Annotated in this window: 13 protein-coding genes; 6 read left to right on the plus strand and 7 right to left on the minus strand. The window is 75.8% G+C overall.

Annotated elements, in window-relative coordinates:
- The first annotated feature begins 9 nt into the window (after positions 1 to 9).
- Both F8274_RS17420 and F8274_RS17425 read left to right on the plus strand, forming a co-directional pair.
- Entirely contained in the window at positions 10 to 996 is a 987-nt protein-coding gene (locus F8274_RS17420) for a glycosyltransferase family 2 protein (RefSeq protein WP_151463452.1), read from the plus strand.
- Complete coding sequence (locus F8274_RS17425; protein ID WP_151463453.1) at positions 993 to 3,269, plus strand: DUF2298 domain-containing protein; 2,277 nt, start codon at positions 993 to 995, stop codon at positions 3,267 to 3,269. The genes F8274_RS17420 and F8274_RS17425 overlap by 4 nt, the downstream gene beginning before the upstream one ends.
- An 18-nt stretch (positions 3,270 to 3,287) precedes the next feature.
- Here F8274_RS17425 and F8274_RS17430 read toward each other — a convergent pair whose 3' ends face one another.
- Positions 3,288 to 3,995, minus strand: a complete 708-nt coding sequence (locus tag F8274_RS17430) for a bifunctional 2-polyprenyl-6-hydroxyphenol methylase/3-demethylubiquinol 3-O-methyltransferase UbiG (RefSeq protein WP_151463454.1) — start codon at positions 3,993 to 3,995, stop codon at positions 3,288 to 3,290.
- Positions 3,996 to 4,110: 115 nt separating this feature from the next.
- Here F8274_RS17430 and F8274_RS17435 point away from each other — a divergent pair, with 115 nt between their 5' ends.
- The gene (locus F8274_RS17435; protein ID WP_151463455.1) at positions 4,111 to 4,332 is read left to right on the plus strand and encodes a hypothetical protein; all 222 of its coding nucleotides are present in this window, start codon (positions 4,111 to 4,113) and stop codon (positions 4,330 to 4,332) included.
- 57 nt (positions 4,333 to 4,389) lie between these two features.
- On the opposite strand, the gene fabF is transcribed toward F8274_RS17435, so the two are convergent.
- The 5 genes from fabF to F8274_RS17460 all read right to left on the minus strand — a co-directional run bounded on the left by fabF (position 4,390) and on the right by F8274_RS17460 (position 9,211).
- The gene (gene fabF / locus F8274_RS17440) at positions 4,390 to 5,616 is read right to left on the minus strand and encodes a beta-ketoacyl-ACP synthase II (protein WP_151463456.1); all 1,227 of its coding nucleotides are present in this window, start codon (positions 5,614 to 5,616) and stop codon (positions 4,390 to 4,392) included.
- A gap of 2 nt (positions 5,617 to 5,618) precedes the next feature.
- Positions 5,619 to 5,858 carry an acyl carrier protein gene (locus tag F8274_RS17445; RefSeq protein ID WP_088972559.1) on the minus strand — a complete coding sequence of 80 codons (240 nt, stop codon included), beginning with the start codon at positions 5,856 to 5,858 and terminating at the stop codon, positions 5,619 to 5,621.
- Between the two features lie 85 nt (positions 5,859 to 5,943).
- Positions 5,944 to 6,888 (minus strand): beta-ketoacyl-ACP synthase III, encoded by a 945-nt coding sequence (locus tag F8274_RS17450; RefSeq protein ID WP_151463457.1) that lies wholly within the window; start codon positions 6,886 to 6,888, stop codon positions 5,944 to 5,946.
- A 58-nt stretch (positions 6,889 to 6,946) separates the two neighbouring features.
- A complete protein-coding gene (locus tag F8274_RS17455) occupies positions 6,947 to 7,867 on the minus strand; it encodes an ACP S-malonyltransferase (RefSeq protein ID WP_151463458.1) in 921 nt (306 codons plus the stop codon).
- A gap of 78 nt (positions 7,868 to 7,945) precedes the next feature.
- Positions 7,946 to 9,211, minus strand: coding sequence for a CdaR family transcriptional regulator (locus F8274_RS17460; RefSeq protein ID WP_151463459.1), 1,266 nt, complete (start codon positions 9,209 to 9,211; stop codon positions 7,946 to 7,948).
- A 91-nt stretch (positions 9,212 to 9,302) separates the two neighbouring features.
- On the opposite strand from F8274_RS17460, the gene F8274_RS17465 reads away from it, so the two are divergent.
- The 3 genes from F8274_RS17465 to F8274_RS17475 all read left to right on the plus strand — a co-directional run bounded on the left by F8274_RS17465 (position 9,303) and on the right by F8274_RS17475 (position 11,273).
- A complete protein-coding gene (locus F8274_RS17465) occupies positions 9,303 to 9,848 on the plus strand; it encodes an orotate phosphoribosyltransferase (RefSeq protein ID WP_151463460.1) in 546 nt (181 codons plus the stop codon).
- 129 nt (positions 9,849 to 9,977) lie between these two features.
- Positions 9,978 to 10,310: a hypothetical protein gene (locus F8274_RS17470; RefSeq protein WP_151463461.1), complete on the plus strand. Its 333-nt coding sequence runs from the start codon at positions 9,978 to 9,980 to the stop codon at positions 10,308 to 10,310.
- A 36-nt stretch (positions 10,311 to 10,346) separates the two neighbouring features.
- Positions 10,347 to 11,273, plus strand: coding sequence for an NADP-dependent oxidoreductase (locus F8274_RS17475; RefSeq protein WP_151463462.1), 927 nt, complete (start codon positions 10,347 to 10,349; stop codon positions 11,271 to 11,273).
- Between the two features lie 10 nt (positions 11,274 to 11,283).
- On the opposite strand, the gene F8274_RS17480 is transcribed toward F8274_RS17475, so the two are convergent.
- Positions 11,284 to 11,946, minus strand: a complete 663-nt coding sequence (locus tag F8274_RS17480) for a hypothetical protein (RefSeq protein ID WP_151463463.1) — start codon at positions 11,944 to 11,946, stop codon at positions 11,284 to 11,286.
- Positions 11,947 to 12,214: the final 268 nt, after the last annotated feature.

Genomic DNA, 12,214 nt, shown 5'->3' on the forward strand with positions numbered 1-12,214 from the left:
TCGAGTGCCGTGACCGCGCCGCAGCCGGCCCTGTCCGTCGTGGTGCCGGTGTTCAACGAGGAGGCCGTCCTCCCGCTGCTCGCCGTCCGGCTGCGCGGCGTGCTCGACGGGCTGGGCGAGGCGTACGAGGTGGTGGCCGTCGACGACGGCAGCACCGACGCCACCCCGGCGGCGCTGGCCGCGCTGCGGGTCGGCTGGCCCGAGCTGCGGGTGCTCCGGCTGCGCCGCAACAGCGGGCACCAGGCCGCCCTGCACGCCGGGCTGCTCCGGGCCCGGGGCGCGTACGTGGTCAGCATCGACGCCGACCTCCAGGACCCGCCCGAGGTGATCGTCGAGCTGCTGCGCCGGGCCCGCGCCGACGGCGTCGACGTGGTCTACGCCGTCCGAGCCGACCGCAGCCGGGACACCCGGTTCAAGCGGTGGAGCGCGGGCGGCTACTACCGGCTGGTCCGCCGGCTGGTCGGCGAGCAGGTCCCCGCCCAGGCCGGCGACTTCCGGCTGCTCAGCCGGGCCGCCGTGACGGCGCTGCGGGAGCTGCCCGAGCGCGGCCCGGTGCTCCGGCTGGTGGTGCCCTGGCTCGGCTTCCCCAGCGCCGAGGTGACCTACGAGCGGCAGGAACGCGCCGCCGGCCGGACGAAGTACCCGCTGTCCCGGATGGCCGGGCTGGCCGCCGAGAGCGTCACCAGCTTCTCCGCCGCCCCGCTGCGGGTGGCCACCTGGCTGGGCCTGGTCGGGGTGGCGGTCTGCGGGGTGCTGGTGGTGGCGGCGGTGCTGGCCTGGTTCGCCGGCGCCACGGTCAGCGGCTGGCCCTCGCTCTACGTGGCGATCCTCTTCCTCGGCGCCGTGCAGCTGCTCTGCCTCGGCCTGCTCGGCGAGTACGTGGCCCGGATCTACACGGCCGTGCAGGGCCGGCCCGCGTACCTGGTGGCCGGCGACAGCGCCGCCACCGGGCCGGCCCACCCGGATCCCGCCGAGCTGGCCGACAGCCTGCGGTGACCGCCGTCGCCACCGGCGCCGCCCCGGCGGCCGTCGACCCGCGCCGCCGTCCGGTCGCCCTGCGCTTCGCCCCGGCCGTCGCCGGGTACGCCGCCGTGGTCGCCGCGCTGCTCGCCGCCGGCACCCCGGCCGGCGCGATCGCCCGCTGGACCGCGTACGCGGCGCTGGCCGTGCTGCTGCCCGGCACGCTGGTGTTCCGCGCGCTGCGCCGCCGGCCGCACACCCTGGTCGAGGACCTGGCCATGGGCGCCGCCGTGGGCCTGGTGCTGGAACTGGTCGCGTGGGCCGGGTTCACCGCGGTCGGGCTGCCCGGCTGGCTGCGGCTCTGGCCGCTCGCCGTGGTGGTGCCCTTCGCCGCCGTGCCGCGGCTGCGCCGGCACTGGCGGGTCCGCCACCCCACCGTCGTCCCGGCCGGGTGGGCCTGGTCGCTGGCGGGGGTGGTGGCCGGCTTCACCCTCTACCTCTACGCTTCGTTCCTCGCCGTCAACCCGGTGCTCCCCACCGACGAGGGGCAGGCCCAGTACCTCGACCTGGCCTTCCAGCTCTCCCTCGCCGGGGCGGCCACCCACCAGGTGCCGCCCGAGGTGCCGCAGGTCGCCGGGGAGCCGCTGCACTACCACTGGTTCGGTTTCGCCCACCTGGCCGCCACCAGCCTGGTCAGCGGGGTGGACCTGCCCACCGTGCTGTTCCGGCTCGCCGTGCCCGCGCTCTGCGCGCTCGCCGCCGTGCTGGTGGCCGTGGTCGGCTGGCGGATCACCGGCCGGCCGTACGCCGGGGTGGTGGCCGCCGCGCTGCTGTTCAGCGTGGGCGAGTTCGGCTTCGAGAACGGCTGGCGGCAGCTCTTCGGCAGCCAGGCCACCTTCATCGTCTGGGGCAGCCCGTCGATGACGTACAGCTGGGTGCTGCTGCTGCCGCTGGTCGCCGCGCTCGGTGAGGTGGTCGGCCGGGCCCGTGGGGTGACCGTGCCCGCGCTGGGCCGCGGCGCCTGGGCGCTCGCGGTCCTCTTCCTGGCCGCGTCGACCGGCGCGAAGGCCAGTTCCCTGCCGGTCGTGCTGGCCGCGCTCGGTCTGACCGCCGCGGTGACCCTGGTGGCCCGCCGCCGGCTGCCCCGGGGAGTGCTGGTCGCCGCCGGTCTGGCCCTGGCCGCGCAGGTGTTCGCCACCGCGGTGCTGTTCGCCTTCGAGAGCCACGGGGTGGTCCTGGACCCGTTCTCGGGGCTGCGCCCGTACCTGCCGACCGACCAGCCGGCGGGGATCACCGCGCTGTGGTGGGTGCTGGTCGCGGTGGCGTTCCTGCTCAACCTCCAGCTCCGGCTGGCCGGCGCGGCGGCCCTGCTCCGGCCGCGCCGCCGGCGGTTCGATCCGGTGCAGGTGTTCCTGCTCGGCGGCGCGCTCGCCGGCCCGGCGATCTACCTGCTCGTCGGGCATCCCGGCAGCAGCAACCAGTACTTCACCCGGACCGGGTTCGCCTTCGGGGTGCTGCTCTCCGCGTGGGGCTGGGTCGAGGTGGCCGACCGGGCCGCCCTCCCCACCCGGGGCCGGTGGCTGCTCGGCGCCGGCACGGCCGGGTTCGCCGTGCTGCTCACCGCGGTGCAGCTCCACTCCGCGACCAGCTCGCCGGCCGTCCCCGCGTACGCCCCGGTGCTGCCGCTGCTCCGCTGGGCCGCCGTGCTGGCCGTGCCCGCGGTGCTGGTGTTCCTGTGCTGGCCCGCGCTGGTGGGGCGCTGGCCGGGCCTGGCCGATCGGGGCGGGCTCGTGCTGCTCACCGCCGTGCTGACCGCCGGGGCGCCGGGGCTGGTGCTGGACGCCGCCGCGGCCCGGGACTACCCGAACGGCGGGGCGTACCCGGTGGTGGCGATGCCCGCCTCCAGGGTCGAGGCGGCCCGCTGGGTGCGGGCGCACAGCGCGCCGGGCGACGTGCTCGCCACCAACGCGCACTGCCGGGAGGTGGCGGACGGGTGGTGCGACGCCCGGTCGTTCTGGCTCAGCGGCTACGCCGAGCGGTCGGTGCTGGTCGAGGGGTGGGCCTTCGCGCCCCGGATGGTCGGCCGGCCCGACGGCCCGTACGCGCCGTTCTGGGACGCCGGCCGGCAACGCGCCAACGACGCGGCCTTCACCGCCCCCACGGCCGCCGGCCTGGCCGCCCTGCGCGACCGGTACGGGGTGCGCTGGCTGGTGGTGGACCGGCAGGTCGGCACCGAGGCGCCGGCCCTGCGGACGCTGGCCGACCTGCGCTTCGAGAACTCCCGGGCGGCCGTCTACCGGCTGCGCTGACCCGTCACCGCCGGACGGTCAGGCCGGACGGTGGGCGCGCAGCATCAGGGAGACCCCGGGCAGCGCCCGCACCGGCAGGTGGCGCTCGGCCGTGACGACCGTGCGCAACCCCAGGTTGACCAGCGGATGCGGCGCGTCCAGGTTGCTGCCGGTGGACCGGCGCCGCCGCCAGGCCGCGACGGGGCGGAGCAGCACGTTCCAGCTCCACAGCTCGTCGACCACCAGACCGGCCTTCTCCACCACGGCCCGCAGCCCGGCGCGGTCGTAGCGCCGGATGTGCCCGACCGCCACGTCGTGCGCGGACCAGAGCCGCATGTCGGCCGGCACCGCGATGAGGGCCGTCCCGCCGGGGCGCAGCGCCCGCCGGATCTCGGCGGCCGCGACATGGTCCTCGTCGACGTGCTCCAGGATGTCGAAGGCGACCACCAGGCCCAGGCCGGCCGAGGGGACCGGCAGGTGCCGGGCGTCGGCCCGGATGACGTGCAGGCCCCGGGCCCGGGCCACCCCGGCGCCCTCGGCGCTGTATTCCAGGGCGACGGGCCGCCAGCCGTGCGCCCGCAGCACCCGGGTGTTCCCACCGCCGGCCGCGCCGATGTCCAGCGCCCGCCCCGGGCGGGCGCCCGCCGCCAGCCGGCGCAGCGCCCGGCCCAGCAGGACGCGCCGCTCCCGGTACCACCAGTGGGTGTCCTCCAGCGCGGCGAGCTTGCGGATCTCGGTCGCTTCCACGGGTGGTGCTCCTCGACGGCTCGACGGTCCTCACCGTAACGGCCCCGGCGGGCCGGGACCGGGCCGCCGGCAAATCCGGGTGCGGCCGGGCGCGGGCGCTGGCAGGGTGGCGCCGATGGGAGAGCGCGCGCAGGGTTTCCGCTATGTCGAACGGGCCGACGGCTCGGTGGTGATCACTCACCACGGTCGGGTCGCCGCCACGCTGCGCGGTGGGCGCGCCACGCAGTTCCTCGCCGAGGTCGGCGACGACCCGCAACTGGTGATGGCCCGGTGGACCGGCAACTACCGGCGGGGCAACGAGCGGACCGCGCGGCAGCATCCCCGCAACCGGGGCTGAGACGCGCTCGGGGCCCGCGTCCGGTGCGGACGCGGGCCCCGAGCGGGCATGCCGTGCTCAGGCCCGGGTGAAGACCAGGGCCACGTTGTGCCCGCCGAAGCCGAACGCGTTGTTCAGCGCCGCGGGGATCTCCAGGTGGCGCGCCTTGTGCCCGGCCACCTCGAGGGTGAGGCCCTCGTCCGGGTCGTCCAGGTTGATCGTCGGCGGCACGACGCCGTCCCGGATGGCCAGGATGGTGGCGATCGACTCCAGCGCACCGGCCGCGCCGAGCAGGTGCCCGGTCATCGACTTGGTGGCCGACAGCAGCACGTGGTCGCCCACCGCCTTGTGCAGCGCGCCGATCTCCAGCATGTCGCCGACCGGGGTCGACGTGGCGTGCGCGTTCACGTGCCGGATGTCGGTCTTGGCGACGTCCGCGTCCGCGACCGCCTTGGCGATGGCCCGGATGGCGCCCTCGCCCTCGGCGTGCGGCTGCACGATGTCGTACGCGTCCGAGGTGATCCCGGCGCCGGCGAGGCGCGCGTAGACCCGGGCGCCGCGGGCGGCGGCGTGGTCGGCGCGCTCCAGGACCAGGACGCCCGCGCCCTCACCGAGGACGAAGCCGTCGCGGCCCTTGTCCCAGGGGCGGGACGCCTTCTCCGGCTCGTCGTTGCGGGTCGACATGGCCCGCATCGAGCTGAACCCGGCGATCGGCAGCGCGTGGATGACCGCCTCGGTGCCGCCGGCCACCACCACGTCGGCCCGGCCGGCGCGGATGATGTCCAGCCCCAGCGCGATCGCCTCCGCGCCGGTCGCGCAGGCGCTGGCCACCGAGTGCACGCCGGCCTTGGCGCCGAGCTCCAGCCCGACCCATGCGGCCGGACCGTTCGGCATCAGCATCGGGATGGTGTGCGGGGAGACCCGCCGCGGGCCGGACGCCTCCAGGATGTCGTCCTGGGCGAGCAGGGTGGTGGCGCCGCCGATGCCGGAGCCGACGCTGACCGCCAGCCGCTCCGGGTCGAGCCCGGAGTCGGCCAGGCCGGCGTCCGCCCAGGCCTGCTGCGCCGCCACGATGGCGATCGCCTCGGACCGGTCCAGCCGGCGCAGCTTGACCCGGTCCAGCACCGTCGACGGTTCGACGGCGAGCTGCGCGGCGATCCGGACGGGCAGTTGCGCGGCCCACTCCTGGGTGAGCGCACTCACCCCGGAGCGGCCGGCGAGCATGGCGTCCCAGGTCGACGCGACGTCCCCGCCGAGCGGGGTCGTCGCGCCGAGCCCGGTGACGACGACGTCGGGACGACTCATGATCAGGACTGCGCCGCGATGTAGCTGACGGCGTCGCCCACGGTCTTGAGGTTCTGCACCTCGTTGTCCGGGATCTTGACGCCGAACTTCTCCTCGGCCGCCACCACGACCTCCACCATGGAGAGGGAGTCGACGTCGAGGTCGTCGGTGAAGGACTTCCCCTCGGCCACGTCGTCCGGGTTCACCCCGGCAACCTCTTCGAGGATCTCGGCGAGGCCGGCGGTGATCTCGTCACGGGTCATTGCGGTTGGTTCCTCTCATCGGGGGTTCACTCGACGGCCGGCGACGCCGGCCGTCACTCCTCGGCGCTCGCGCCCGAGGGGGTCTTCAGGGGCAGCGGACGACCTGGCCGGCGTAGGTCAGGCCGCCGCCGAAGCCGAACAGCAGCACCGGGGCGCCGGCGGGCACCTCGCGCCGCTCGACCATCTTCGACAGGGCCAGCGGCACGCTCGCCGCCGACGTGTTTCCGGACTCGACGATGTCCTTCGCGATGATCGCGTTCGGGATGTCCAGCCGCTTGACGATGCCGTCGATGATCCGGGCGTTGGCCTGGTGCGGCACGAACGCGGCCAGCTCCGACGGCGCCACCCCGGCCTTCTCACAGGCCTGGAGCGCGAGCGGGGCCAGCGCGGTGGTGGCCCAGCGGAAGACCGCCTGCCCCTCCTGCGCGATGTACGGCCGCCAGCCCTCGATCCGGACCGCGTCGCTCTTCTCCGGCACCGAACCCCACACCACCGGACCCACCCCGGCCGGCTCGCCCTCGGCGGTCGCGGTGACCACGGCCGCGCCCGCGCCGTCGCCGAAGATGATGCAGGTCGACCGGTCGGTCCAGTCGGTGAAGTCGGACAGCTTCTCGGCGCCGATGACGATCGCGTTGCGCGCCGCGCCGGCCCGGATGGCGTGGTCCACCGTGCCCAGCGCGTACGCGAAGCCGGAGCAGGCGGTGTTGATGTCGTACGCGCCCGGCGCGCTGATGCCCAGCTTGGCCGCGACCCGGCAGGCCACGTTCGGGCTGCGGTCGACCGAGGTGCAGGTGGCGACAACGACGAGGTCGATGTCGGCGGCGGTGAGGCCCGAGTTGGCCAGCGCCTTGCCGGCGGCGGCGGCGGCCATGTCGGCCACCGTCTCGTCCCCGGCGATCCGGCGGGTAACGATGCCGACCCGGTCCCGGATCCACTCGTCGTTGGTGTCGACCATCTGGGCGAGGTCGTCGTTGGTGACCACGCGGGAGGGCTGGTAGTGCCCCATCGCGACGATCCGGCTGCCGGCCATCAGTGGATACCTTCCGTTAGCGACTGCGGGACCCGCAGGATCGGCTCGTTTTCCGGGCTCATGCGCTGTGCCGGGCGATCAGGTCCCGCGCGGCGGGCAGGTCGTCGGGGGTGTTGAGGGTGACGATCTCGGGGGCTCCCTCGCCCTTGAGCTCGCGCTTGACGAGGCCGGCCAGGGTGCCGGCCGGTGGCAGCTCGACGACGCCGGTGACGCCGAGGTCGGCCATCGTGCGCATGCACAGGTCCCAGCGGACCGGGGCGGTGACCTGGCGGACCAGCCGCCGCACCAGCTCCGGGCCGTGCTCGACCGCGGTGCCGTCCAGGTTGGAGAGCAGGGTCCGGGCCGGGTCGGCGGGGGTGATGCCGGCGGCCACCTCGGCCAGCGCGGCCTCGGCCGGGGCCATGTACGGCGTGTGGAAGGCGCCGGCCACCTTGAGCATGATGACCCGGGCCCGGGCCGGCGGTTCGGCGGCGAGCTTCTCCAACCCGGTCACCGCGCCGGCCGCCACGATCTGGCCGGCGCCGTTGCGGTTGGCCGGGTGCAGCCCGTGCCCGGCCAGGGCGGCGAGCACCTCGTCGGGGTCGCCGCCGAGCACGGCGGCCATCCCGGTCGGCTCCAGCTTGCAGGCGGCGGCCATCTCGCGGCCGCGTACGCCCGCCAGGCTCACGGCCGCCTCGGCGGTCAGCACCCCGGCCAGGGCCGCGGCGCCCAGTTCGCCGACGCTGTGGCCGGCGACCAGCCCGACGTCCTGCAGGGGGAGGTGCTCGGCGGCGAGCAGCGCGGCGGCGACGAGCAGCGGCTGGGTGCGGGCGGTGTCCTTGATCTCGTCCGCGTCCGCCCGGGTGCCCAGGTGGAGCAGGTCGACCGCGGCCAGCGCCGACCAGGAGCCCAGGCGCGCCTCCGCGCCGGGCAGGTCGAGCCAGGGGGTCAGGAAACCGGGCTTCTGCGAACCCTGTCCGGGTGAGAGTACGGCGAGCACGCCTACGACTCTGACGGATATTCGCGGGTCGCGCTGTAACGCACGGCACCAAACCGCACTAGAAGGTTTGGAGGATGTCTACAAAGATCGGCGCCGATCATCACCCGTCTGCGGCGTTTTGCCGGCTCCTGGGCTCATTGTCTGGCTCGGGACCGGTGCGACGCCCGGTACCACCGGGTCGAGCCGGCCGACCGTCAGCGCCACCTGCAGGGTGAACGCGTCGCGCGGCGTGAGGGGCGAGAAGCCGGCCACCTCGGCGACCCGCTTGAGCCGGTACCGCACCGTGTTCGGGTGCACGAAGAGCGCCCGGGCGGCGCTCTCCAGCGTGCCGCCGGCGGCGAAGAAGGCGTCCAGCGTCTCCAGCAACTCGCCGCCGGCGCGGGCGAGCGGGGCGTACACGTCGTGGCGCAGCCGGCGGCGGGCCTCGGCGTCCCCGGCCAGGGCCCGCTCGGGCAGCAGGTCCGCGGCGGAGACCGGGCGGGGCGCGGTCGGCCAGGCCGGCGCGGCCCGGAAGCCGGCCAGCGCGGCGCGCGCCGAGTCGGTGGCCTCGTCCAGGCTGGGCACGGCCGGGCCGACCACCACGGGGCCCTCCCCGAACGCGGTGAGCAGCTTCTCCGTGGCGGCCACCGGGTCGGCCGCCCCGCCCAGCACGATGACCAGCCGGTCGCCGTGCACGCCGCCGATCACCTCGACCCCGATCCGCCGGGCCTGCCGGTAGACGGTGTGCAGCACGGCGGCCACCTCGCCGCCGGGGGAGCGGCCCACCGCCACCGCCACCGGCGGCGCGTCCGACCAGCCCAGCGCCGCCGCCCGGCTGGCCAGCACGTCCGGCGAGTCGCCGCGCAGCAGCGCATCCACCAGCAACGCCTGCAACCGGGCGTCCCAGGAGCCGCGGGTCTCGGCGGCGCGGGCGTAGACCCGGGCGGCGGCGAAGGCGATCTCCCGGGAGAAGCGCAGCACCGCCTCCCGCAGCAACTGCTCCTCGCCCTTCACGGCGAGGTGCGACACCTGCTCCTCGACCACCTCGATGGTCACCTTGATGAGCGCCACGGTCTGCTGGAGGGTGATCGAGCGCGCGAGGGCCTGCGGCGCCGCGGCGAAGACCTCGTCCGACACCTCCTGCGTGCTGTCGGTCGCGCCACCGCCCTGGTGCAGCCACTGCACAAGCGACCGGACGCCGGCCTGGGCGACCAGCATGACCCAGGAGCGCTGGTCGGCCGGCAGCTCCCGGAACCAGGGCAGCGTCTCGTCCATCCGCGCCACGCTGGCCGTCGACAGCGCGCCCGCCGCCCGCTCGATGCGGCGCAGCGTCGCCGACAGCTCGGTCCCGCCCGGTTCACCCACGGCACCAGCCTGACACGCTCTGACCAGCGGCTCCACTCCGAGGCCCGCCCGCCGGCCGGGCACCGCCGGCCGACGGTGACAATGATCTCCCGTGACCGACACCCCGCGCGCCCTCGCCGACCTCGCCCGCGACATCGACGCCACCTGCCGGCTCACCGGCCGGTTCGTGCTCCGCTCCGGCCGGATCGCCGGCGAGTACTTCGACAAGTACCGCTTCGAGTCCGATCCCGTCCTGCTGGACCGGGTCGCCGCCGGCCTGGCCGGGCTGGTCCCGCCCGGCACCGAGGTGCTGGCCGGCCTGGAACTGGGCGGCATCCCGGTGGTCACCGCGCTGGCCCGGCACGTCGGGCTGCCCTGCGCCTTCGTCCGCAAGACCGCCAAGGCGTACGGGACCGCCCGGCTGGCCGAGGGCGCGGACGTCGCCGGGCGGCGGGTGCTGGTGGTCGAGGACGTGGTGACCTCGGGCGGCCAGGTGGTGATCTCCACGGGCCAGCTCCGGGAGCTGGGGGCCACCGTCGCGCACGCGCTCTGCGTGATCGACCGGGGCGAGGGCGGCACGGAGGCGCTCGCCGGGCACGGCATCGCGCTGCGCGCCCTGCTCACCCGCGCCGACCTCGATGCCGCCCGGCAGCCCTGACCCGTTCCGGTCCGCCGACGATCTCCACGGGTACGCGCCGAACAGCCCGTCGGGCCCGGCCAGTACGGTGTCAGGGCACGTCGGGGTGACGACCGCCCGACGGGCGAGGGCGAACGTGAGGAGACCGGGATGGCGCAGGGGGAGGCCGAGCACGGCTGCGCCCAGGGTGAGCCCTGCCGGCCGGGCCACCACGACCAGCCGGCGCCCGCCAAGCACCCGCGCCGGACGGGCCTGACCCATCCGGAGCCGGCCGCCGGCTGGGCGCCCGAGCGTGCGGACGACGAGCCGCCGGTGCCCCGCCAGCGGGCCGCCGAGCCGGCGCCCCCGGCCGGTCCCGAGGCCGAGCCGGCGCAGGGCTGCCGCAGCGACCTGCCCGGCTGGGCGGGCGCCCACCGGCACGGCGCGGTCCGACCGCGCAGCCGCACGGCCCGCCGGGAGAGGCCCCCGCGCCGCTGGTGCTGACCCCGCGGCCGCCGTCCGGCGGCTAGCGTGGGCTGCGTGAAGGCGATCGCGATCGACGCGTACGGCCCGGTCGACCGGCTCGCCCTGCGCGAGTTGCCCACCCCGCCGGTGGGGCCGGACACGGTCCTCGTCCGGGTGTGCACCGCCGGGGTGAACCCGGTCGACGGGAAGATCCGGGAGGGCCACCTGGCCGCTGCGATGCCGACCCACTTCCCGCTGGTGCCGGGCTGGGACGCCGCCGGGGTGGTCGAGGCCGTCGGGCCGGCGGTGGCCGGTTTCACCGTCGGTGACGAGGTGATCGGTTACGTCCGGCGCGACGACGTGCAGCACGGCACGTACGCGGAGCTGGTCCCGGCCCCGGAGCGGTGCCTGGCCGACAAGCCGGTGCAGGCGTCCTGGGCCGAGGCGGGTGGGCTGCCGCTGGCCGGGCTCACCGCGTACCAGGCGTTGCAGCTGGCCCGCACCGGCGCGGGTGACACGGTGCTGGTGCACGGCGCGTCCGGCGGGGTGGGGCACCTGGCGGTGCAGCTGGCCCGGGCGCTCGGCGCCGGCCGGGTGATCGGCACGGCGAGCGAGGCCAACCACGACTTCGTCCGGTCGCTGGGCGCCGAGCCGGTCGGCTACGGCGACGGCCTGCCGGACCGGGTCCGCGCGGTCGCGCCCGACGGGGTGGACGTGGCGCTGGACCTGTTCGGCGGCGACGCGCTGGACGTCTCCGCCGAGCTGCTGACCCGGCCGGCGCGGCTGATCTCCACGGCGGACCCGGAGCACGTCACCCGGCTGGGCGGCAGCTACGTCTTCGTGAAGCCCTCCTCGGCCGACCTGAGCGTGCTGGCCGGGCTGGTCGACGCCGGCCGGCTCGCCGTGCACGTGGCCCGGACGTTCCCGCTGGCCGAGGCGGCCGAGGCGCAGCGCCTGGTGGCGGAGGGGCACGTCCGGGGCAAGGTCGTGCTGGAGGTCTGAGCCCCGGGGGTCAGCGGGTGCGGCGGCGCACCAGCAGCGCGATGCCGGCCAGCCCGCCGGTGATGACCACCATGACCCCGACGTTGAGCAGCAGCAGCCGCTGGAGTTCGCCGAGCGCCGCGTCGATGTCCTGCACCGGGTCGAGGGCCTCCTCCGGGATGACCCGCTCGCCGCCGCCGATGCCGCCGCTGAGCGTGTCGAACTGCCGCTCCAGCGGCACTCCCGCGGTGCGCAGCGTCTCGGACATGTTGAGCCGGCCGAAGAACCAGCCGGCCCGGGTCTTGCTCAGGTCGGGCTGCTTGGCCGGCCGGTAGACCCGGGGGCCGCCCTTGGCGAGCGGGTAGAGGTCGTAGGTCTTCGCGGGCGTGCCCGCGACGAGCAGCACGACCGTGTACTTGGGACCGAGGTCCTTGGCTGCCGGGCCGCGCTGCTGGCCGCTGGCGCCCAGCCACTTGACCTGGTCGACGACCATGTTCACCTCGGCGGGCCGGGTGTCGGCGCGCAGTTGCAGCGGCTGGTCGAGCCGGTGGCCGGTGATGTCCACTCCGGCCGGTGCGAGCTTGGGTTTGGGCGCCGCCTGCGCGGGGGTCGCGCCGACGAGGGCCAGCGAGCACGCGGTCGCCACCACCATCCCGGCCACGGCCGCCAGCAGCCGCCTCACCTTACGGATCATCGCCGCCTCCTCGCCCCGTTCGATGGGTGGCTTCCGCTGCAGGTCGCGCTGGGTCGGCCGAGGGGTGGTCGCCGGGCGCGGACCGGCGTCCACCTCAAAGACTCCGCAGAACGGCGCTAGGTTGCACTCGCTGGAAGAGTATTTGGAACTATGTGCGATCTGCGACCGACCAACAGAGCGGCCGATGATCAGCGGCCGGATCGTACCCGGATGGAGGAGCTCATGGGGGGCAGGGTCGCTCGTACGGCGCGGGGCTGGTCGGTGGTGC

Origin of the sequence: Micromonospora sp. AMSO31t (assembly GCF_008868175.1) — a bacterium.
GTDB lineage: Bacteria > Actinomycetota > Actinomycetes > Mycobacteriales > Micromonosporaceae > Micromonospora.